The following is a 21,240-nucleotide window of genomic DNA, read 5'->3' as shown; positions in this document are numbered from 1 at the left end:
TGACCAGCGGTCGTTGGGCGGGGTCGAATGGCAGGTTGCCCGAGGCCTTTGCCCACTCCCCCCGCGAGAGAAGTACGAAGGGCGGGCGAGGGTTCCAGCGAACGAGGCGCTTGGGCGATACCGCTTCCGACCCCCTGTCCCGGGGGGAGAGCGGCTACTGGATCAGGCGATCCCCAGCGCGCCCCGCGCATGCGCGCGGAAGCGCCGGCTGAGGCCCAGCCGGGTGCCATCGTGCAGCACCACCTCGGCGTTGCCCTGGAACAGCGGATGGATCTCGCGGATGCGCTCGACGTTCACCAGCGTGCCGCGATGGATGCGCAGGAAGCACGCCGGATCGAGCGTGGCCACCAGGCCCGCCAGGGTCTCGCGATGCAGGTACGCCTGCTTGCCCACGTGGATGTGCACGTAGTTGCCGTCGGCCTCGATCCAGTCGATCGTATCGACCGCGATCACACGCATGTGCTCGCCCACGCGCACGCTGATCCGCTGGGTCGCGCCGGCCGGCTGCGCGGGCGGCGCGGTCCGTGCGGACAGCCCGCGCCAGTGCCGGCGAACGCGTGCGATGGCCTGGTCGAAGCGGGCCTGGTCGATGGGCTTGAGCACGTAATCCAGCGCGTTCGCGTCGAACGCGCGCAGCGCGTGCTGCGCGTAGGCGGTGGTGAACACCACCATCGGCAATGCATCGGGCTTGAGCTCCTGCAGGAGCTGGAAGCCATCCAGGCCGGGCATGCGGATGTCCAGGAACAGCAGGTCCGGCGCGAGCGCGGCGGACGCCTGCATGGCGTCGGCCGCGTTGCCGCATTCGCCCACGATCTCGACATCCGGATGCGCGGCGAGCGCCTGGCGCAGGGCCAGCCGTGCGAGCACTTCGTCGTCGACCAGCAGGGTACGGATCGTGCTCATGCGACGTGCTCGCGGAAGGGAAAACGCAGTTCGACCCGCGTGCCGCCCTCGCGGCGACCGCTCAGCTGGAGGCTCGCCGCCGCACCGAACAGCACCTGGAGCCGCGCCCGCGTGTTGCCCAGGCCGACGCCTTCCAGCGGGCCGTCCGGCGGCAGGCCCAGGCCGTCGTCATCCACGCACAGGTGCAGCAGGTCGCCGTCGCGGCGGCTGGCGATGTGCAGGCAGCCGGGCTGGGCCGTGGCCAGCAGGCCGTGGCGCAATGCGTTTTCCACCAGCGGCTGCAGGATCATGCTCGGCACCGCCGCGCGCAGCGTGTCCTCGGCCAGGTCCAGCCGGGTCGACAGGCGGTCCTGGAAGCGCACCTGCTGGATGTCCAGGTAGCAGCGCAGGAATTCCATCTCCCGCGCCAGCGGCACCTGCTGCGCGTGGCGCTGATCGAGCGTCATGCGAAGGAAGTCGCTGAGCCGCGCGATCATCAGCCGCGCGCGCAGTGGCTCGGCCAGCGCCAGCGCCGAAATCGCATTCAAGGTGTTGAACAGGAAATGCGGCTGCAGCTGCATGCGCAGCGCCTGCAGCTGCGACTGCGCGAGCTGGGTTTCGAGCCGCGCGTTGCGCAGGCGTTCGTCACGCAGGTGCCGGCGCGATTCGAGCCCGCGCAATACCACCAGCATCACCCAGTAGGTGAGCAGCGCCAGGTGATAGGTATAGGCGAACTGCATGCGCACGAAGGCGGCCAGCGTGGCGACGGGCATGCGACCCGGACCGCAGGCGTACCAGAACACGACAAGGTGCAGCAGCGTCTGCGCCAGCGCGATCGCCAGGCCGGCCGGTATGTGCAGCGCGAGGAAGCGGTTCCAGCCGGGGCCCGCACTGCGCCGGCCCAGCCAGCCGACCAGCGGCACCAGCGCCATCCACGGATAGAAGTTGGCGGCGTTCCAGACCAGTGCGCGCGTCCAGTCCGGATCGTTGCCTTCGCTGATCGAGGACAGGCCGCCGCTGAGCGCATAGGACAAGGCCAGCAACGTCCAGAACCCGAACGCGAGCAGACCCGCGTGGCGCGCAGGCGGTGGGATTTCGAGGGTGTCCTCGGGCGTCGCCGGAAGGGGGCTCATCGCACGCAGTGTACGCAGCCGCCGCGCCGGCGGATGTGCCAGAAGCGCCACGGCCCGGCTTGCCTGATCCCGGCATGCCGCGTACCGCGGCAGGGATGCCGCCCGTCACCGTCACCGGCGTCTTCGTCACAAATCCCGTGGCCTGGCGCGGCGCGCGACGCAGGGTTCCACGACGGCAATCGCGCCGACCCCGAGGAAAAGACGCATGCGACACCCACTCGCCCTTGCCATCGCCATCCTTGCCTTCGCAGGCGTTGCGCGCGCCGCGCCGGTCGATGAGACCGCGCGCACCGCCGCGGCGGTGAAGGCGGTCGACCAGCACTGGCTCAATGCCGAGCTGGACGGCGACACGGCCTATCTCGAAACGCTGCTGCTGCCCGCCTACCGTTCGGTCGGCGCGGACGGTGTGGTGCATCCGCGCCAGGCGATTCTCGCGCACGCGGCACAGAACCGCGGCTCCGACCGGAAGCGCCGCGAGGTCGAGGCGTGGATCAAGGCGCACCCCTCGGCCCAAAGCGTGCTGCTGCAGGGGGACACCGCGATCCTTTCCTTCTACGACCCGAAACTCGGGCCGGACCGCGGCGTGCGCTCGGCGGACATCTTCGTCTACGTCGGCGGCCGCTGGCATGCGCTCTACTCCCAGCACGCCCGACCCGGCGGAAACTAGACGCCGCCGGACACCGCACGGTCGTGCCGGCCGGCATGGCCCGCTATCTGTTCGCCGGCACCGAATTCCGGATGGCGCGAGGCCGCGATGCGACCACCGGTATCCGGCGGAAGCATGGCGAGGTCCTCCGCTTGGGGTCAGGGCGTGGCGGCGAGCGCCGTGCAGTGTTCGTCGGCGCAGGCCTGCCAACCGCCGCCCAGCGCCTTGTACAGCGCGATGGCCCGCAGGTTGATGCCGGCCTCGGCTTCGGCCAGCTGGTCTTCGGCGACAAGCTGCGTGCGCTGCGCGTCGAGCAGTTCCAGGTAGTCAATGGCGCCGGCGTCGTAGCGGATCTTCGCCAGCTTCGCGGCACGCTCGCTCTGGTCGGCCTGCTCGAACAGGTGTTGCACGCGCACACGCTGCTGGTTGTAGCCGACCAGCGCGTTGTCCACGTCCTCCAGCGCGCGCAGCACGGTGCGCTGGTAGTTGGCCAGTGCACCGTCCGCGCGGGCTTCGCTCGCCTTCACGCCGGAGCGCACGCGCTGCACGTTCAGGCCCGACCAGCTGATGCTGGGCGCAAGTGACCAGGCGCGCGTGTCCGGGCTGCCGAAGTCGTTGCTGCGTCCCGCCAGGAAACCGAGGAAGCCGCCCAGCCGGATGTGCGGGAACCAGTCCGCCTTGGCCACGCCGATGCGTGCGTTGGCCGCGGCCAGGTCACGCTCGGCGATGCGGATGTCCGGGCGGCGCTTGAACACGTCGTCGGCGTTGCCGATCGGCAGGGTGGTGTCGATCGGGGTGAAGTGCGCGCTCGAGAGGTCGATGTCCAGTGCGCCGGGTCGTTCGCCCAGCAGCACGGCAAGGCGGAAGCTGTCGGCCTGTGCCTGCGTGGTGAGCACCGGCAGCGTGGCCTCGACGCCGGCCAGGCGCGCGCGGGCGCTGGCCACGTCCTGCTCCGAACCGGTGCCGAGCGCAGCGCGGCTTTCGATCAGCTCCAGTGCCTCGCGCTGGTTGGCGATGTCGCGCTGGGCCACCTCGATGCGCAACTGGGTGCCGCGCAGGTCGAAGTAGTTGCGCGCGACCTCGGCGAACAGCGTGACCTGGGCATCCTGCAACGAGGCGGCCGCGGCCTCGCTGTCGGCACGCGCGGCTTCCACCTGGCGACGCACGCCGCCGAACAGGTCGAGCTCCCAGCTGGCGTCGAAGCCGGCCTGGTAGGCGGTCGTGGTGGTGCGTTGCTCGCTGAAGCCTGGCGTCTGGCCGCGGCTGCGCGTGTAGCTGGCGCCGGTTTCGATGTCGGGCCACTGCTCGGAGTGCGCGGTGCCGAGCAGGGCGCGTGCCTCCTTCAGGCGGGCCAGGGCGATCTTCAGGTCAGGCGCGTTCTTTGCCGCGCGGGTGATCAAGGTGTCGAGCGTCGGGTCGTTGAACTGCTTCCACCAGTCGGCCTGGAAGTCGGCGGTCGACTGGCGTGCGGTGTCCACGCCCTGCAGCGCGACCGGCTTCTCCACCGGGTGGTGGTAGTCGGGGCCGACGTTGATGCAGCCGGCGAGCAGTGCGGCCATGGCCACAGCCAGGATGCGGAGCGCAGTTTTTGCTCCCTCTCCCCTGCGGGGAGAGGGTTGCGGTGAGGGGGCGCGGCTCGCAGGGGAGTTGATCAGAGCCAGCTCTGATGCAGGGCCGAGGTCAGAGCGGCCCCTCACCCCAGCCCTCTCCCCCATATCTGGATGGGGGAGAGGGCGCAGGTTGGTCGTAACGTTAGACATCTCAATGCTCCTCGATCGCGACGGGCAGCGCCGCGTGGCGCGCGGCACGCCGCGCCGCCGCACGCTCGCTCCAGCCGCGCACGATCACGTAGAACAGGGGGGTGAACAGCAGACCGAAGAAGGTCACGCCGAGCATGCCGGAGAACACCGCCACGCCCATCGCATGGCGCATCTCCGCACCGGCGCCGTGCGAAGTGACCAGCGGCACCACGCCCATGATGAAGGCGAAGCTCGTCATCAGGATCGGACGCAGTCGCAGACGCGCCGCTTCCAGCACCGCGGTGCGACGATCGAGCCCTTCATGGATCTGCGCCTCGCGGGCGAATTCCACGATCAGGATGGCGTTCTTGCAGGCCAGGCCCACCAGCACGATCAAACCGATCTGGGTGAAGATGTTGTTGTCGCCACCCGAGAGCCACACGCCCGCGATCGCGGACAACAGCACCATCGGCACGATCAGGATCACCGCCAGCGGCAACGTCAGGCTCTCGTACAGCGAAGCCAGCACCAGGAACACCAGCAGCACGCACAGCGGGAACACCAGCACGGCGGTGTTGCCGGCGAGGATCTGCTGGTAGGTGAGCTCGGTCCATTCGAAGCTCATGCCGTTGGGCAGGTTGTCCTTCGCCAGCTTCTCCATCGCCGCCTGCGCCTGGCCCGAGCTGTAGCCGGGCGCCGGGCCGCCGTTGATCTCGGCGGTCGGGTAGCCGTTGTAGTGCTGCACGCGGTCCGGGCCCACGCCCTGGTGCACCTGCACGAACGAACCCAGCGGCACCGCTTCGCCCGCGGCATTGCGCGTCTTCAGGCGAAGGATGTCCTCTGGCTCGCGGCGGAAGCCCGGCTCGGCCGAGACGTTGACCTGGTAGGTGCGCCCGAAGCGGTTGAAGTCGTTGACGTAGAGCGAACCCATGTAGGCCTGCATCGTCTGGTAGACGTCGGCCAGGTTGACGCCCTCGGCCTTGGCCTTCTCGCGGTCCACCTCGGCGTCGATCTGCGGCACGCTCACCTGGTAGCTGGAGAACAGCCCGGCCAGCGCCGGCGTCTTCTGGCTCTGCGCGATCAGGTTCTGGGTCTGCTTGAACAGTTCCTCGAAGCCCTGGTCGGAGCGGTCCTCGATCTGGATGCGGAAGCCGCCGATCGTGCCCAGGCCCATCACCGGCGGTGGCGGGAACACCGCGATGTAGGCGTCCTGGATCGACGCGTACTTCTGGTTCAACGCACCGGCAATGGCCCCGGCGGACAGCGCCGGATCGGTGCGCTCCTCGAACGGCTTCAGCGTCACGAACACGATGCCGCTGTTGGGCGAGTTGGTGAAGCCGTTGATCGACAGGCCCGGGAACGCCACCGCGCTTTCCACGCCCGGTGTTTTGAGCGCGATCTCGCTCATGCGGCGGATCACGTCCTCGCTGCGGTCGAGCGAGGCGGCATCCGGCAACTGCGCGAACGACACCAGGTACTGCTTGTCCTGCGAGGGCACGAAGCCGGCCGGCACGTGGATGAAGCCGAACACGCCCAGCGCCACCAGCGCGCCGTAGATCACCAGCGCCGGCGTGCCCTTGCCGAGCACGCGACGCACGCCGCCGACGTAGCGGTTCGCGCCGCTGACGAACATCCGGTTGAACGGCCGGAACAGCCAGCCGAAACCACGCTCGAGCAGGACGCTGAAGCGATCCTTCGGCGCGCCGCGCTCCTTCAGCAGCAGCGCGGACAGCGCCGGGCTCAGGGTCAGCGAGTTGAATGCCGAGATCACGGTGGAGATGGCGATGGTCAGCGCGAACTGGCGATAGAACTCGCCGGTCAGGCCGCTGATGAACGCCGCCGGGATGAACACCGCGCACAGCACCAGGGCGGTGGCCACGATCGGCCCGGTCACCTCGGTCATCGCGCGGCGCGTGGCTTCCTTCGGTTTCAGTCCGTGTTCGATGTGCCGCTCGACGTTCTCCACTACCACGATCGCGTCATCGACCACGATGCCGATCGCCAGCACCAGGCCGAACAGGCTCAAGGCGTTGAGCGAGAAGCCGGCCAGGTACATCACCGCGAAGGTGCCCACCAGCGATACCGGTACCGCCACGAGCGGGATGATCGACGCGCGCCAGGTCTGCAGGAACAGGATCACCACCAGCACGACCAGCAGGATCGCCTCGAACAGCGTGTGCACCACCGCTTCGATCGAGCCGCGCACGAACACGGTCGGGTCGTAGACGATCTTGTAGTCCACGCCCTGCGGGAACTCGGCCTTCAGCTGCGCCATGGTGGCGCGCACTTCGTCGGAGATCTGGATCGCGTTGGAGCCGGGACGGGCGAAGATCGGCAGCGCCACCGCCGGCTTGTTGTCGAGCAGGCTGCGCAGCGCGTAGTTGTTCGAGCCCAGTTCGACGCGAGCCACGTCACGCAGGTGCGTGACCGCGCCGTCCTTCGTCGTGCGCAGCACAATGTTGGCGAAGTCGTCCTCGGTGACCAGTCGGCCGCGGGTGTTGATGTTGAGCTGGAAGGCCGCCCCGTTGGGCGCCGGCGGCGCATTGAGCGAGCCGGCGGCCACGTCCACGTTCTGCTCGCGGATCGCGTTGACCACGTCGCCGGTGGTCAGCCCGCGCATCGCCAGGCGCTCCGGGTCGAGCCACACGCGCATCGAGTACTCGCCGGCACCGAACAGTTGCACGTCGCCCACGCCATCGAGGCGCGCGAGCTGGTCCTTGATGTGCAGCCGCGCGTAGTTGGACAGGTACAGCATGTCGTAGCGTTGATCGGGCGAGATCAGGTGCACGACCATGGTCAGGTCCGGCGAGCTCTTCTGCGTGGTCACGCCGAGCCGCTGCACTTCCTCGGGCAACCGGGGCAGCGCCTGCGCCACGCGGTTCTGCACCTGTACCTGGGCGTTGTCCAGGTCCGTGCCGAGCGCGAAGGTCACCGTCAGCGTCATCGCGCCGTCGCTGGTGGCCTGCGAGGAGGTGTAAAGCATGCCTTCGACGCCGTTGATCTGTTCTTCCAGCGGCGTGGCGACGGTGGCGGCGATGACCTTGGGGTTGGCACCGGGATAGGTCGCGCGCACGACGACCGTCGGCGGCACCACTTCGGGGTATTCGCCGATCGGCAGCTTGAACAGCGAGATCGCGCCGGCGATCACGATCAGCACCGACAGTACGCCGGCAAGGATCGGACGCTCCACGAAATATTGGGCGAGTTTCATCTGGTTTCCTGGATCTATCGTTGTAGGAGCGCTTTTGGCGCGACCACCATTTCGGTCGCGCCCAAGGGCGCTCCTACAGGGGGTGCTTTCAGTTGCGCGAAGCGACCTTGCCGTTGCTGCCGCCGGCGCCAGCCAACTGGCTGCCGGTGTCCAGGCTGCGGCTCTCCATCGCCACCAGCGTGGGGCTGACTTCCATGCCGGGCCGGACGTGCTGAAGGCCGTTGACCACGACCACGTCCTTGGCGGTGAGGCCCTGCGTGACCACGCGCAAGCCGTCGGCCAGCGGTCCCAGCGTCACCTTGCGGTAGGCCACCTTGTGGTCGGGTTCCAGCACGTAGACGAACTTGTTGCCCAGGTCCGTGCCGACGGCGCGCTCGTCGATCAGCGCGCGCGGCTGGCGGCTGGGCGTGCGCAGTTCAAGGCGCACGTACAGGCCCGGCGTGTAGCGGCCATCGTCGTTGTCGAACACCGCGCGCAGGCGCATGGTGCCGCTGGTGGCGTCGAGCTGGTTGTCGACGAAGTCGATGCGTCCGGCGTGCGGGTAGCCCTCTTCATCCACCAGCCCCATCGCCACTTGGGGCGCGACGCCGCGATCGCGGCGCAGCTGGTCGAGCTTGAGATAGGCGTGCTCGTCGATGGTGAAGTAGGCATAGACCGGGTCGACACTCACCACGCTGGTCAGCACGTCGGCGGGCGTCACCAGGTTGCCGGCGGTAATCCGCGCGTTGCTGACGCGACCGTCGATCGGCGCGCGTACTTCGGTGAAGCCGCGATCCAGCCGGGCCGCTTCCAGCGCCGCGCCGGTGGCCGATGCCTGTGCCTTGGCGCTGGCCGCGGCGGTGGCCAGGCGGTCGGCCTCCTGCGTGGAAATCGCATGCTGCGCCAGCAGCTTCGTCGCGCGCTCGGCGTTGGAGGCGGCCAGCTTCTGCTCGGCGCGGGCCTGGTCGAGCGTGGCGGCCAGCCGGTCGACCTCGGCCTGGTACGGCCGCGGATCGATGGTGAACAAGAGCTCACCCTTGCGCACGCGCGCGCCTTCGGTGAAATGCACGGCAGTGACGTAGCCGCTCACGCGCGGATGCACCTCGACGGTGTCCACGGCCTGCAGGCGACCGGTGAAGGCATCGGTATCGCTGACCGGACGCACCAGCGTCTGCGCCACGGTGACCGCGGGCGGCGGCGGTGTGCCGGCTTCCTGCGCGTGGCTCTCGCCGTGGCTGCCGAGCACCGCCCAGCTGCCGGCCGCTACTGCCACGGCCAGGCTCAAGAGGATCCATCGCTTTTTCATACTGCGCTCCCGGGTCTAAATTAGTGCACCGGTCGGTACAGAACCGGCGAAGGCCCGGGAGAATAGGTACACTTACCGGTATAGAAAACCCGGGCTTGGTGCAATGCAATAGTGACACCGAGTCACGAATCACCCTGGAGTAGGCTCGATGGAAGACTTCGCAGCAATTTCAGCCTTCGTCCGCGTGGTCGAGGCCAAGAGCTTCGCCGCCGCCGCCGCGCAACTGGGCATGACACCCTCGGGCGTCAGCCGTGCCGTGTCCCGGCTGGAGGAGCGCCTGGGCGCGCGCCTGCTGTTCCGCTCAACCCGGTCCTTGCGCCTGACCGACGACGGCGCCGTATTCCACGCGCGCTGCAAGGACATTCTGGCCGACCTGGCCGAGGCTACCGAAGCGCTGGGCTACGCCAACCGCAAACCGGTCGGGAAGTTGCGCGTGGCGGTGTCGCTGGCGGTGGGGCGCGCCGCGCTGATTCCGCGCCTGGCCGAGTTCGAGCAGCGCTATCCGGACATCCGGCTGGAGCTGTCGATGAGCGACCTGCCGGCGGACATGAATGGTGAAGGCATCGACTGCGCCATCCGCGTGGGCGAGCTGGAAGACTCCAGCCTGATCGCGCGCAAGATCGGTTACCTGCGCAACGTGGTCTGCGCCTCGCCGGCGTACCTGGCGCGCTACGGCGCACCGCAGTCCATCGACGACCTCAAGCAACACCGCTGCATCAACTACGTCTACCCCAACGGCCGCCCGCGGCAGTGGATGTTCGACGGCGCCAATGGCCCGGTCGCGGTGGACGTCGAGGGCCACCTGCTGATCAACGACGCCGAGTCGGTGATCCAGGCGGTGGCGGCGGGCTTGGGGATCACCCAGGCCCCGCACATGATGGTCGCCTGCATGCTCGACTGGGGAAAGCTGCAACTGGTGATGACCGATACCCGCTCCACCGGCAAGCCGGTGTGGATCGTCTATCCGCAGAAGAAGCACCTGTCCGCGCGCGTGCAGGCGTTCATCGAATGGGTGCGCGAACTGTTCGAGCGGACCAACGAGCCGCAGTTCCAGGCACCGGTGCCGGCCGGAACGGCCAAGCGGAGCTTGCCCGCGGCCGCCGCCTGACGGCAGCCATCACGGAGCCTGCCCGGTGGCTGGCGGCAGGCTTGGGCCTTCCGACAGCAAGGCGTGCACGCGGTGGGCCAGCTCCTCCAGCGTAAAGGGTTTGCGCAGCAGGCCGGCGCCGGGGATGCGTTCGCCGACGCGCTCGGTCGCCTCCCGCGTGAAGCCGGTCATCAGCAGGACCTTCAGCCCCGGCCGCAACTGCCGGGCGATGTCGGCCAGCTCCCACCCGGTGATCTGCGCCATCTCCACGTCGGTCAGCAACAGGTCGATCTGCGGGTGCGCATCGAGCACGGCCAGCCCATCGTGGCCACCGGAGGCGGTCAGAACGCGGTACCCCAGTTCGGTCAGCGCCTCGGCCGCGAACACGCGCACGCCGATGTCGTCATCGACCAGCAGGATCAGCGTGGTCCCGTCGCCACGCGGCACTCCGTGCCGCGTGCGGTCGGGACGGATGGCGTCGACCGCCGCGGGTTCGCCGTCGGCACGCGGCAGATAGATGCGGACCGTGGTGCCCTTGCCAACCTCGCTCTCGATGTCCACGTGGCCGCCGGACTGCTTGATGAAGCCGTACACCTGGCTGAGCCCCAGGCCGGTGCCCTTGCCCGCCGCCTTGGTAGTGAAGAACGGCTCGAACGCCTTGCGCCGGACCTCGGCCGTCATGCCTTGCCCGGTATCGGTCATCGCGATCATCACGTAGGCGCCGCTGGTCACCTCGGCGTGGCCGCTGGCGTAGTCCTCGTCGAGGAAAACGTTGGCTGTCTGTACCGTCAGCCGGCCGCCTTCGGGCATGGCATCGCGGGCGTTGACCGCCAGGTTGATCAGCGTGCTTTCCAGCTGGTTGACGTCGACCCGCGCCTTCCAGAGGTCGGGCGCCTGTTCCAGCTCGATGCTGTAGATGCCGCCGAGCGTGCGGCGGATGATCTCGATGGTGCTGGCCACCACCTCGTCCGGCGCCACCAGCACCGCGTGCAGCGGCTGCTTGCGGGCAAAGGCCAGCAGGCGCTGGGTCAGTTCGCCGGCACGGCGCGTCGCCTCCAGCGCATAGCCGACGTAGCGGCCGACATCGTGGTTGCCGCGGGCCAGGCGCGCCTTGAGCAGCTCCAGGTTGCCCATCACCACCGCGAGCATGTTGTTGAAGTCATGCGCCATGCCGCCGGTCAGCGCGCCCAGCGCCTCCATCTTGCGCGACTGGCGCACCGCCTCTTCCAGCATCGCCTGGCGCTCGGTACTTCGCCGCAGCGCCTCGCTCGAGGCCAGCAGTTCGTCGCGCGTGCGCACCATGATGCGGTGACGACGGGACATCTCGCGCAGGGTCAGCACCGCCAGCCCCAGGATCGCCAGAGCGGACGCCGAGGCGCCGGTCAGCACCCAGCGCGATAACACGCGTTCCTTGCGTTGCTCGGCGGCGATGTTGCGATCGCAATCGGCCAGCATCGCGGACACCAGCGCGCGGATACGCTCCATCAGCCGCATGCCCAGATTGGACCGGACCAGTCTCGCCGCCGTCGCGTGGTCGCCACGGTCGTAGTAGGACAGCGTCTGCGCCAGCTCGGTCTGCTTGCCCGAGATCAACGCACGCAACTCGGGGAGGTTCCGGCGCAGCTGCGGATCCTCCACCTCGCGATCGAGCGTCCGCAGCAATGCCGCCAGGTTGCTGCGGGCGCGGGTGTACGGCGCGAGATACGCTTTTTCGCCGGTCAGCAGGTAACCGCGCTGGCCCGTTTCGGCACCCTGGATCGTCAACATCGTGCGCCGCAGCGACGCGCGCACCGCCTGGATGTGCTGTTGCTGCTCCATGCCTTCCTCGCGCGCCGCCGCCAGCACGTAGGCACCGGCCAGCAGCGAGGTCAGCAAGACGAAACCCGCCGCCAGCATGATTCGCGACCAGAGCAGGCTTGGTGGTTTCTCTGCCGCCATCGGGACGCCGTCCTATGCGGCCGGGCCGGACTGGCCAGCGCGCGCGATCATCCTAGGCACACCGGGCGTGCGCGGAGCGTGGGGGCCAGTGCGGAAGGCCCTTCGTGACACGGCCACTTCCCGCGCCCCGCCTTCGCCGGTGTAGGCTGCCGTCGCGTGCATGTGCCGGGGAGGGTGCAGGGATGAGGATTGGGCTGGCAAGCGGAGCCGTGCTGTGGGCCGCACTCATGCTGTCCGCAGGGACGGCACGCGCGGTCGATGGACAGGTGGTGCAGACGTATCACCTGCAGGCCGGATTGGACGTCGATACGGCCGGACAGGTGGCCCGGGTCGAGTTGCCCGGGGAGATTCCGGCCGTGCTGAACGCGCCCGCCCAGGAGGCGATCAAGCACTGGCGCTTCAAGCCACCCGTGCGGGCGGGCCATGCGGTCACGGCTCGTACCTATGCCTGGGTCGACCTGGTCCTGGTCAAGCGTCCGGACGGCAATTACGGCGTGGCCGTGCGCTACGTCAAGAATGGCCCGGCACTTGCGCTTCGGGCGCCCCGATGGCCGATGGAGCAGGGCGACGGGCGACTGACGATGGCGGCCACGGTGCAACCGGACGGGAGCCTGACCGACATCAAGCTGGTCGACTCCGAGTTCAGCAGTCCGCTCGCACGAAAACAGTTCGCGCTGGCGGTGAAAGAGGCGATACGCCTCAGCCGCGCGCTGCCCGAGCTTGTCGACGGCAAACCCGTCGCCACTCGCATGCAGATCCCGGTCACCTTCAGGACGCGGAATCCGTCGGGCATCGCCGAGGCCGAGGCCAACCGGCCGAAAGACCCTGCCGCAGACGCCCGCGAAACACCTGATCTCTCCGGGCAGGCCATCGCGCTGGACAGTCCGGTCCAATGGGTCGCTGGCCCGCCGGGTTGACCGGGCCGGCGGGAGGCTTCAGCCGCCCGAGGGCAACCACAGCAGCAGCGCCACGCCAAGCGCGATTCGGTAGATCGCGAACGGGGTGAAGCGGTGCGTGCGGATGTAGCCGAGCAACCACTTCACCGCGGCGAAGGCGACGATCGCGGATACCGCGAAGCCGACGATCAGCGCGCTCCAGTCCTCGTGCGCCGCACCGCCGTTCTTCACGACCTTGAGCAGTTCGTAGCCGGTCGCCGCATACATCGTCGGGATGCCGACCAGGAAGGCGAACTCGGTGGCCGCGGCGCGGTTGCTGGTGCCGGCCAGCAGCGCGGCGAAAATGGTGGCGGCCGAGCGCGAGGTGCCGGGGAAGATGCCGGCGAGCATCTGCGCGATGCCGACCAGCACCGCGACCGTCCACGTCACCTCGCGCCGGTCCGGCTTGCGCGCGGCGACCGCTTCGGCGCCCAGCATCCAGAAGCCGCCGATGACCAGTGCCCAGGCGATCGGCGTGACCGTGTCGGGCAGGGTGAAGCCGAGCTTGACCGCGATGAAGCCCAGCACCGCGGTGATCAGGAACGCCACCGTGAGCTTGGCCAGGTAATCGCGGTTGGCCGGGTCGCGCCACTGCGTCAGCAATTGCCACAGGCGCTTCCAGTAGATCAGCGTCACCGCCAGGATCGCGCCGGCCTGGATGCCGATGTTGAACAGGTCCGAGCGCTGGCCCAGGCCCAGTTGCTCGGCGATCAGCAGGTGCCCGGTCGAGGAGATCGGCAGGAACTCGGTGATGCCCTCGATGATGCCGAGCAGGATGACGCGGATCAGGTCGCTCACTAAGGGCTCTCCGGCGAACGGTAAAGCGGCATAGCTTACGGGGAAGCGGGCACGGCGGCGTGAGGCCGAATTGACTCATCATGGTGCAATAAGTCGTGCCAAAGAGGTGCAACATGCCCGTGGGAGCGCGCCCTGTGCGCGAGCGCGATCCCGCTCCGAAGCGCCATGGTGGTGGCGTACAAGGTGCGCTCCCGCAGGGCGTACGGCTGGCACGGGCATTGCAGTAACGGCCGCATCCTTTCCCGCTCCGAGGCTCGCCCATGACCGCCCAGAAAGTGCTCGACCTGATCGCCGAACACGACGTCGAGTTCGTCGACCTGCGCTTCGCCGACATGCTCGGCAAGCACCACCACGTCACCTTCCCGGCGCACGCCATCGACGAGTCGACCTTCGAGGACGGCAAGATGTTCGACGGCTCCTCGATCCCGGGCTGGAAGGGCATCAACGAGTCGGACATGGTGCTGCTGCCCGATCCGGACACCGCGCACCTGGATCCGTTCTCCGCGCACACGCAGCTGATCCTGCACTGCGACGTGCTCGAGCCCTCGACCATGCAGGCCTACGGCCGCGATCCGCGCTCGATCGCCAAGCGCGGCGAGGCGTTCCTGAAGTCCACCGGCATCGCCGACACCGCGTTCTTCGGCCCCGAACCGGAATTCTTCATCTTCGACTCGGTGCGCTGGCAGAACGACATGGGCCGCGTGTTCTACGAGATCGGCTCCGAAGAGGCGGCGTGGTCCTCGCGCTACAAGTACGACGGCAACAACACCGGCCACCGCCCGGGCGTGAAGGGCGGCTACTTCCCCGTGTCGCCGGTCGATTCGCTGGGCGATCTGCGCGCGGACATGTGCAAGGTGCTCGAGTCGCTCGGCCAGGTGGTCGAGGTGCATCACCATGAAGTGGCCAACGCGGGCCAGTGCGAGATCGGCGTCAAGTTCAACACGCTGGTGAAGAAGGCCGACGAGCTGATGACGATGAAGTACGTCATCAAGAACGTGGCGCACCAGAACGGCAAGACCGTCACCTTCATGCCCAAGCCGATCGTCGGCGACAACGGCTCGGGCATGCACGTGCACCAGTCACTGGCCAAGGACGGGCAGAACCTGTTCGCCGGCGAGCTCTATGGCGGCCTGTCGCAGATGGCGCTGTGGTACATCGGCGGCATCTTCAAGCATGCCAAGGCAATCAACGCCTTCGCCAATTCGACCACCAACAGCTACAAGCGCCTGGTGCCGGGCTTCGAGGCGCCGGTGATGCTGGCCTACTCGGCGCGCAACCGCTCGGCGAGCTGCCGCATCCCGTACGTGTCCAGCCCGAAGGGCCGCCGCATCGAGGTGCGCTTCCCCGATCCGATGAACTCCGGCTACCTGGTATTCACCGCGCTGATGATGGCCGGCCTCGACGGCATCATCAACAAGATCGACCCGGGCGCGCCGGCCGACAAGGACCTCTACGACCTGCCGCCGGAAGAGGAGAAGAACATCCCGCAGGTCTGCGCCAGCCTGGACGAGGCGCTCGCCGCGCTGGACAAGGACCGCGAGTTCCTCAAGGCCGGCGGCGTGTTCACCGACGACTTCATCGATGCCTACATCGAGGTGAAGATGAAGGAAGTCACCGCCTACCGCGCCAGCACGCATCCGCTGGAATTCCAGATGTATTACGCGATCTGAGCGTGGCGGGATGGTTCGGCGGGACGGGCGCTTCGGCGCCCGTCTTTTTTTGCAGGCTCCGCGAAGAGGTCAGGGTCGCTCGATCGCCAGCGCCACGCTGCCGTGGTTGTTGGCGTAGGCCTGCCAGGCGTCGTTGGCGTAGGCGTAGAGGTAGCCGCTGGCGGTCGGGGTGAAGCGGCAGCCCTCGCCGATGACGAAGGTCTCGCCGCGGTCGTCGCCTTCGCCATTGGCGACGAAGCCGATCAGTGCGCACCAGGGCGCCGACTCCACGCGGCGGGTGAACCAGAAGTCGCTGTCGCCGTGGCTGGCCATGTTGAAGACGTGCTCCATCGAGCCGAGGGCGGAGGCCGCCAGGCGCGCGATGTCGGAGGCATGGTGGCCATCCACTTCGCCGCCGGCGGGGGAAAACTTCGCGCTTGCATCGAGCCATTCGCCGGAGGCGCCGAAGCGGTAGGTGACACCGGCCTCCAGATACAGCCCGGTGGCGTTCCAGTGGGTGGAGGCGAACACGTCCATGCTCACGCGCGTGCCCGCGGCGAGCGTGCGGGTAGGCCAGTAGTCGCCCTGCGCAAGGGGTGGGTCGGCCTGTCGCGCGAGGGCGCTCGGGTGCAGGAGGCCGGCCAGCACACTGGTCCTGTCCATCTGCGCCACCGCCCGCGGCTGGTTGCGGCCGAGCTTGAACATCCCCTGCCGCGAATCGTGCAGCACACCCTGCGGATCGGGCCGCAGCTGCGCACGCGTGTTGTCGCGCAGCCGCAGGCCACAGCCGGCCGCCTCGTCGAGCATCCACGCCAGCGCGATGTCGGACAGCCCGGCCTGCGCGTAACCGCCGCCGACGTCGCCGTGCACGCCGGGGAACCACACCTGGTGCACCCGGTCGGGGCGGCGAATATGGGTCCACAGCGTCGGCATGAAATCCGCGCGGCGCTCGTCCATCGCCACCGCATGGCGGGCGTTGGCGATCATCAGGCTGATCTTCGTGTCGTGGAACTGGTAGCGGCGCGGGTCGCCGATGAAGCGCAGCACCGACAGCTCCAGCGGGATACCCAGCGCGCCGACGGTGTCCCACACGCCCATGAAGTGCACGCCGATGGTGCCCGCCGTGGGCTGCCCGGGCGGTACGCCGTGGAAAGCCCATCCGTCCGGGTTGGCAAACGGCTTGCCGGAACGGTAGGCCTCGAACACCTGCTCCACGCGCGACCACACCTCGGCCGGGGCGAGCGTGGCATCGGAAAGGTCCAGCAGGCCGCCATGGGCGAGCAGGCCGCCCAGGCTGCGCACGGTATAGGCGCCGCGGCTGAAGCCGAACAGGAAGATGCGGTCGCCCTCGTGGTAGCGCACGGCGAGCCATTGGTAGGCGCTCATGATGTTGCGCTCCAGCCCGGCGCCGGTGCCGCCGCCGACCATGCGGTCGAGCCAGCCGCCGTTGGTGCCCACGCCGGGGTGGTAGTAGGCCAGCTGTTGCTCGTCCTTCACCGCGGCGTTGTAGAGCTTGGCCACGTTGGTGGGCGCGGGCAGGCCCTGGTCGGTGTGTTCGAGGGTGTTCCAGGTGCCGTCGCAACAGACGATGAGTTGGGTCATGGCCGTGTCCTCCCCGGATCGCGCAGGGCCGACCGTACGCCCGCCCGGGTGGCCGAACCGTCGTCGCCGTCGCACGCCGGCGTGCCCGGCGATCGACACCGCTGCATCCGATCGTGGGACGCGTCCGTAATTCCTCCAACGGCGCGCTCGCGTGCCACGGACAGGGAGACACCATGCAATACCAACGGGGGAATCGCGCCCGCCTGTTCGGCGCACTTCTCGTCGCGGCGGCCGCACCGGGCCTGGCGATGGCGGACGATGCCGGCAGCAGCGGCAAGCTGTTGCTTACTGGCGGCGTGAGCCAGGTCGAGGGCGCCGCCGGCGGTGGCCTGACGCCGTGGGCGGTGATCGGCGGCTATGGCACGCGCGACCAGATCGGCGCGAATGCCTTCTACACGCGGGTGAACCTGCCCGACTACCACCTGGACGACGCCGGCGTGATGGTCGGCCTGTACAACCGCGTCGAGCTTTCCTACGCACAGCAGCGCTTCGATACCGAGGAAGTCGGCGCGGCGCTCGGCCTTGGCCGCGGCTTCACTTTCAGGCAGGACGTGGTGGGCGTGAAAGTGCGCCTGTTCGGCGACGCAGTGCTGGAGCAGGACAGCTGGCTGCCGCAGGTCTCCGTCGGCGCGCAGCACAAGAAGAACAACCAGGACGCGATCGTGAAGTTCGTCGGCGCCACGCGCTCGCAGGGCACCGACTACTACATCGATGCGACCAAGCTGTTCCTGGCGCAGAGCCTGCTGGTGAACGCCACGGTGCGTTTCACCAAGGCCAATCAGATCGGCATCCTGGGTTTCGGCGGCGACAGGCACGACGGGTACCAGGCCGAGCTGGAAACCTCGGCGGCCTATCTGCTCAGTCGGCAGTGGGCGATCGGCGCCGAATACCGCATGAAGCCGGACAACCTCGGCATCGCCAAGGAGGACGACTGGTACGACGCCTTCGTCGCCTGGGCGCCGACCAAGCACGTGTCGCTCACGTTGGCCTATGCCGACCTCGGCCGCATCGTGACCGGGGATCGTCAGCGCGGCCTCTACGCCTCCGTCCAGCTCGGCTTCTGACAAGGAACAACCCCATGCTCAAGCAGACACTTCTTCCGTTGTTCCTTGCCGCCGTCCTCGCCGCCGGGGCGGCCCGGGCGCAGAGCGCCATGCCGGCCTCCCACCCGGTGGCCGATCCGGCCCCGCGCGACCCGGCGCTCAAGCCGGTGTTCGACCAGTTCGGCGGCAAGGCCGGCCTGGTCGCGCTGATGGACGACTTCATGGCCAACCTGATGGCCGACCCACGCACGCGGCCGTTCTTCGAGCCGGTCGACCGCGAGCACGTCAAGGCCGAACTGGTCGACCAGTTCTGCGTGATCCTCGATGGGCCGTGCACCTACACCGGCAAGAACATGGAGCGGATCCACCGCGGGCTGGACATCCATCGCAGCCAGTTCAACGCGCTGGTGGAAGACCTGCAGAAGGCGATGGACAAGCACGGCATTCCGTCCCGCGCCCAGAACAAGCTGCTGGCCACGCTGGCGCCCATGCATCGTGAGGTGGTGACGAAGTAAGCCCGGAGGCGACGCATGGGCGTTGGCAGGAGATCCTCCCATTCGAAAACCATGCTTGCCGGCAGCTGTGGCCCCAGCGCGCGACGCTCGCTGGGGCTCGTCGCGATAGCGCCAGCGTAGGTCGTCTCTCAGCCGCCTGTTCCAGGACCGGCTGGAGGACCGCGCGCCGTTGCACCAACAAGGCGCAACACCCATCATGGTGCAATGAACGAGGCCGACTGGCGCGCATGGGCGGAGCAGGCGACGACCGGACTGGGCCTGGTCGATGCGCAGTTGCGCCTGGCCTGGCTCAACCCCGCGCTCGCCGACGCGCTGGATCTGGGGCCGCGCCGCGCCATCGGCCAGTCGCTGGCGGCGTTGCTGGGTGAGCCGATGGTGGCGACGCTGGCGGCGCGCGCGCGCGACGAGCAGCGCGTCGTGCAATGGCGGGACCTGCGCCTGGGCGACCCGGAGCGGCGTGTGAACATCTCGTTGCAGCCGCTCGATGCCGAACGCCTGTTGCTGGAAGTGCACGTGCTCGCCCCACCCGCCGCCGAGAATTCCCCGGTGTCGGCCAGCCTGCGCGGCCTCGCGCACGAGGTGAAGAATCCACTGGCCGGCCTGCGCGGTGCGGCGCAGCTGTTGCAGCGGCGCGTCGCGGAGGCCGACCTGAAGGCGCTGGCCGGCATGGTGATCGCCGAAGCCGACCGGCTGGCCGCGCTGACCGACCGCCTGCTGCGTCCCGCCGGCGCGCCGCCGCGCGAGGGGCTCAACCTTCATGCGGTGCTTGAGCGGGTGGTGGCGTTGCTGGAGGCCGAGCCGTCGCCGCTGGCCATCCGCCAGGACTACGACCCCAGCCTGCCCGAGTTGCGCGGCGACGCCGACCGGCTGCAGCAACTGCTGCTCAACCTGGCGCGCAACGCACGCGAAGCGGGCGCGCGAACCCTGACCTTGCGCACGCGCGCGGAGCATGGCGTTCGCGTGGGCGAACGGGTGCTGCGCACCGCGCTGCGGCTGGACGTAATCGACGATGGCACCGGCGTACCGGCCACCTTGCGCGACACGTTGTTCGAGCCGCTGGTGTCCGGTCGCGCGGAAGGCACCGGCCTCGGCCTCGCGCTGGCGCGCGAGATCGCGCACGCGCATGGCGGCGAGCTGCGCCACGCAGGCGCGCCGGGCGCCACCACCTTCACCCTGTGGCTGCCGCTGGAGCACGGATGAGCGGCGCGATCTGCCATTTCTCTTTTGCAGGAGCCCACGTGCGTGCTCCTGACGTTGCGCGGGGGTAGCCCATGACTTCCGAGGTCTGGATCGTCGACGACGACCGCAGCATCCGTTACGTGCTGGCCGAAGCGCTGCGTGAGGTGGGCCTGGGGGTGCGCGAATTCGGCGATGCGGCGGCGGTGCGAGCGGCATTGCGCGAGGCGCGGCCCGCGTTGCTGCTGACCGACGTGCGCATGCCGGGCGAGGACGGCCTCGGCCTGCTTGCCGGCCTCCGCGCCGAGGGCATCGGCCCGGTGATCGTGATGAGCGCCTACACCGATGTCGCCACCACCGCGGCCGCCTACCGCGCGGGCGCGGTCGACTACCTGGCCAAGCCGTTCGACCTGGACCACGCGGTGGAAGTGGTGCGCCGCGCGCTGACCGAACAGCCAGCGGCCCCGGCGGCCTCACTCGCCACGCCCATGCATGCGCTGCTCGGCGAAAGCGCGCCGATGCGCGAAGTGTTCCGCCTGATCGGTCGCGTCGCGGCGAGCGACCTCAACGTACTGGTTACCGGCGAGACCGGCACCGGCAAGGAACTGGTGGCGCGCGCGCTGCACGAGGAGAGCGCGCGGCGCGGCAAGCCGTTCGTCGCGCTCAACACGGCGGCGATCCCGAGCGAGTTGCTGGAGAGCGAACTGTTCGGCCACGAGGCGGGCGCGTTCACCGGCGCAGCGCGGCGCGCGGCCGGCCGCTTCGAGCAGGCCGAGGGCGGCACGCTGTTCCTGGACGAGATCGGCGACATGCCGCTGGCGCTGCAGACGCGCCTGTTGCGCGTGCTGGCCGGCGGCGAGTTCTACCGCGTGGGCGGGCGCGAGCTGATCCGCGGCAACGTGCGCATCGTCGCCGCCACGCACCAGGACCTGGATGCGCGCGTGGCGGCGGGTCAGTTCCGCGCGGACCTCAAACATCGGCTGGATGTGGTGCGCATCGAACTGCCACCGCTGCGCGCGCGACGCGCGGACATTCCGGTGCTGGCCCGGCACTTCCTCGCCGCCGCGGCGCAGGAGCTCAAACTGCCGCCCAAACGGTTCGCGCGCGCGGCGCTCAAGGCACTGGAACAGCGCGACTTCCCGGGCAACGTGCGCGAACTGGAAAATCTGTGCCGCCGTCTGGCGGTAATCGCGCCTGGCGCCGAGATCCAGGCGGCCGAACTGGGCGCGGCCGCCGCGCCGATCGCGGCCGGCGACTGGACCGGCGCCTTGCACGCGTGGGCGAGTGAAGCGCTTGCGCGCGGCGAAGCGGACATCCACGCGCGTGCCCGCGAGGCGCTCGATCGCACATTGCTCGAGGCGGCATTGGCGGCGCATGGCGGACATCGGCAGCACGCGGCGGCGGCGCTGGGGGTCGGGCGCAATACACTGACGCGGAAGCTGGGTGCATCGCGCAAGCGCTCCCGATGACAGGTCCGAGGCCAGCGTGCCCCCCACCCCAGCCCGCTCCCCGGAGGGAAGAGGGAGCGGGCTTGAGGGAGAGGGTGGAGTTGCGTGATCTGGAGCCCTCTTCCTTCAGGAGAACGGGCAGGGTGAGGGGCG

At 68.9% G+C, this 21,240-nt stretch carries 16 protein-coding genes; 8 read left to right on the top strand and 8 right to left on the bottom strand.

The window, feature by feature from the left end:
- Positions 1–162: 162 nt before the first annotated feature.
- Positions 163–903, bottom strand: a complete 741-nt coding sequence (locus LQ772_RS16600; RefSeq protein WP_231322502.1) for a LytR/AlgR family response regulator transcription factor — start codon at positions 901–903, stop codon at positions 163–165.
- On the bottom strand, positions 900–2,015 hold the full coding sequence (locus LQ772_RS16595) for a sensor histidine kinase (protein ID WP_231322499.1): 1,116 nt from the start codon (positions 2,013–2,015) through the stop codon (positions 900–902). The genes LQ772_RS16600 and LQ772_RS16595 overlap by 4 nt, the downstream gene beginning before the upstream one ends.
- 205 nt (positions 2,016–2,220) lie before the next feature.
- Between LQ772_RS16595 and LQ772_RS16590 the strand changes: the two genes are divergently transcribed.
- Positions 2,221–2,682 carry a nuclear transport factor 2 family protein gene (locus tag LQ772_RS16590; RefSeq protein WP_231322497.1) on the top strand — a complete coding sequence of 154 codons (462 nt, stop codon included), beginning with the start codon at positions 2,221–2,223 and terminating at the stop codon, positions 2,680–2,682.
- Between the two features lie 137 nt (positions 2,683–2,819).
- Here the strand turns inward: LQ772_RS16590 and LQ772_RS16585 are convergent, their stop codons facing one another.
- From LQ772_RS16585 to LQ772_RS16575, 3 genes are all read right to left on the bottom strand, one after another.
- Positions 2,820–4,220, bottom strand: a complete 1,401-nt coding sequence (locus LQ772_RS16585) for an efflux transporter outer membrane subunit (RefSeq protein WP_231322494.1) — start codon at positions 4,218–4,220, stop codon at positions 2,820–2,822.
- 202 nt (positions 4,221–4,422) lie between these two features.
- Positions 4,423–7,611, bottom strand: a complete 3,189-nt coding sequence (locus LQ772_RS16580) for an efflux RND transporter permease subunit (RefSeq protein ID WP_231322491.1) — start codon at positions 7,609–7,611, stop codon at positions 4,423–4,425.
- A gap of 88 nt (positions 7,612–7,699) precedes the next feature.
- A complete protein-coding gene (locus LQ772_RS16575; protein ID WP_231322490.1) occupies positions 7,700–8,896 on the bottom strand; it encodes an efflux RND transporter periplasmic adaptor subunit in 1,197 nt (398 codons plus the stop codon).
- 148 nt (positions 8,897–9,044) lie between these two features.
- Here LQ772_RS16575 and LQ772_RS16570 point away from each other — a divergent pair, with 148 nt between their 5' ends.
- The gene (locus tag LQ772_RS16570) at positions 9,045–10,004 is read left to right on the top strand and encodes a LysR family transcriptional regulator (RefSeq protein ID WP_231322488.1); all 960 of its coding nucleotides are present in this window, start codon (positions 9,045–9,047) and stop codon (positions 10,002–10,004) included.
- Positions 10,005–10,013: 9 nt separating this feature from the next.
- Here the strand turns inward: LQ772_RS16570 and LQ772_RS16565 are convergent, their stop codons facing one another.
- On the bottom strand, positions 10,014–11,921 hold the full coding sequence (locus LQ772_RS16565; RefSeq protein ID WP_231322486.1) for a CHASE3 domain-containing protein: 1,908 nt from the start codon (positions 11,919–11,921) through the stop codon (positions 10,014–10,016).
- Between the two features lie 209 nt (positions 11,922–12,130).
- Here LQ772_RS16565 and LQ772_RS16560 point away from each other — a divergent pair, with 209 nt between their 5' ends.
- Positions 12,131–12,838, top strand: a complete 708-nt coding sequence (locus tag LQ772_RS16560) for an energy transducer TonB (RefSeq protein ID WP_231322484.1) — start codon at positions 12,131–12,133, stop codon at positions 12,836–12,838.
- An 18-nt stretch (positions 12,839–12,856) separates the two neighbouring features.
- Here LQ772_RS16560 and LQ772_RS16555 read toward each other — a convergent pair whose 3' ends face one another.
- Positions 12,857–13,654, bottom strand: a complete 798-nt coding sequence (locus LQ772_RS16555) for an undecaprenyl-diphosphate phosphatase (protein WP_231322482.1) — start codon at positions 13,652–13,654, stop codon at positions 12,857–12,859.
- A 260-nt stretch (positions 13,655–13,914) separates the two neighbouring features.
- Between LQ772_RS16555 and glnA the strand changes: the two genes are divergently transcribed.
- Positions 13,915–15,324 carry a type I glutamate--ammonia ligase gene (gene glnA / locus LQ772_RS16550; RefSeq protein WP_231322480.1) on the top strand — a complete coding sequence of 470 codons (1,410 nt, stop codon included), beginning with the start codon at positions 13,915–13,917 and terminating at the stop codon, positions 15,322–15,324.
- A gap of 69 nt (positions 15,325–15,393) precedes the next feature.
- On the opposite strand, the gene LQ772_RS16545 is transcribed toward glnA, so the two are convergent.
- Positions 15,394–16,905 (bottom strand): DUF2235 domain-containing protein, encoded by a 1,512-nt coding sequence (locus LQ772_RS16545; RefSeq protein ID WP_231322478.1) that lies wholly within the window; start codon positions 16,903–16,905, stop codon positions 15,394–15,396.
- Between the two features lie 173 nt (positions 16,906–17,078).
- Between LQ772_RS16545 and LQ772_RS16540 the strand changes: the two genes are divergently transcribed.
- The 4 genes from LQ772_RS16540 (at position 17,079) to ntrC (ending at position 21,108) form a co-directional block, all read left to right on the top strand.
- Positions 17,079–17,969, top strand: a complete 891-nt coding sequence (locus tag LQ772_RS16540; protein ID WP_231322476.1) for a DUF3034 family protein — start codon at positions 17,079–17,081, stop codon at positions 17,967–17,969.
- A 14-nt stretch (positions 17,970–17,983) separates the two neighbouring features.
- Positions 17,984–18,463 (top strand): group I truncated hemoglobin, encoded by a 480-nt coding sequence (locus LQ772_RS16535; RefSeq protein ID WP_231322473.1) that lies wholly within the window; start codon positions 17,984–17,986, stop codon positions 18,461–18,463.
- Between the two features lie 204 nt (positions 18,464–18,667).
- The gene (locus LQ772_RS16530) at positions 18,668–19,663 is read left to right on the top strand and encodes a two-component system sensor histidine kinase NtrB (protein ID WP_231322472.1); all 996 of its coding nucleotides are present in this window, start codon (positions 18,668–18,670) and stop codon (positions 19,661–19,663) included.
- Between the two features lie 71 nt (positions 19,664–19,734).
- Positions 19,735–21,108, top strand: a complete 1,374-nt coding sequence (gene ntrC, locus LQ772_RS16525; protein WP_231322469.1) for a nitrogen regulation protein NR(I) — start codon at positions 19,735–19,737, stop codon at positions 21,106–21,108.
- The last annotated feature ends 132 nt before the right edge of the window (positions 21,109–21,240 follow it).

It is taken from the genome of Frateuria edaphi, from assembly GCF_021117405.1.
Lineage (GTDB): Bacteria > Pseudomonadota > Gammaproteobacteria > Xanthomonadales > Rhodanobacteraceae > Frateuria_A > Frateuria_A edaphi.
This window is presented reverse-complemented; position numbering and strand designations above follow the sequence as displayed.

Excerpts from the sequence above, each read along its gene's own strand:
- LQ772_RS16540 (WP_231322476.1), top strand. The coding sequence starts at position 17,079 with ATGCAATACCAACGGGGGAATCGCGCCCGCCTGTTCGGCGCACTTCTC.
- LQ772_RS16580 (WP_231322491.1), bottom strand. The coding sequence starts at position 7,611 with ATGAAACTCGCCCAATATTTCGTGGAGCGTCCGATCCTTGCCGGCGTA.
- LQ772_RS16545 (WP_231322478.1), bottom strand. The coding sequence starts at position 16,905 with ATGACCCAACTCATCGTCTGTTGCGACGGCACCTGGAACACCCTCGAA.
- glnA (WP_231322480.1), top strand. The coding sequence starts at position 13,915 with ATGACCGCCCAGAAAGTGCTCGACCTGATCGCCGAACACGACGTCGAG.
- LQ772_RS16535 (WP_231322473.1), top strand. The coding sequence starts at position 17,984 with ATGCTCAAGCAGACACTTCTTCCGTTGTTCCTTGCCGCCGTCCTCGCC.
- ntrC (WP_231322469.1), top strand. The coding sequence starts at position 19,735 with ATGACTTCCGAGGTCTGGATCGTCGACGACGACCGCAGCATCCGTTAC.
- LQ772_RS16530 (WP_231322472.1), top strand. The coding sequence starts at position 18,668 with ATGAACGAGGCCGACTGGCGCGCATGGGCGGAGCAGGCGACGACCGGA.
- LQ772_RS16590 (WP_231322497.1), top strand. The coding sequence starts at position 2,221 with ATGCGACACCCACTCGCCCTTGCCATCGCCATCCTTGCCTTCGCAGGC.
- LQ772_RS16595 (WP_231322499.1), bottom strand. The coding sequence starts at position 2,015 with ATGAGCCCCCTTCCGGCGACGCCCGAGGACACCCTCGAAATCCCACCG.
- LQ772_RS16575 (WP_231322490.1), bottom strand. The coding sequence starts at position 8,896 with ATGAAAAAGCGATGGATCCTCTTGAGCCTGGCCGTGGCAGTAGCGGCC.
- LQ772_RS16585 (WP_231322494.1), bottom strand. The coding sequence starts at position 4,220 with ATGGCCGCACTGCTCGCCGGCTGCATCAACGTCGGCCCCGACTACCAC.
- LQ772_RS16570 (WP_231322488.1), top strand. The coding sequence starts at position 9,045 with ATGGAAGACTTCGCAGCAATTTCAGCCTTCGTCCGCGTGGTCGAGGCC.
- LQ772_RS16600 (WP_231322502.1), bottom strand. The coding sequence starts at position 903 with ATGAGCACGATCCGTACCCTGCTGGTCGACGACGAAGTGCTCGCACGG.
- LQ772_RS16565 (WP_231322486.1), bottom strand. The coding sequence starts at position 11,921 with ATGGCGGCAGAGAAACCACCAAGCCTGCTCTGGTCGCGAATCATGCTG.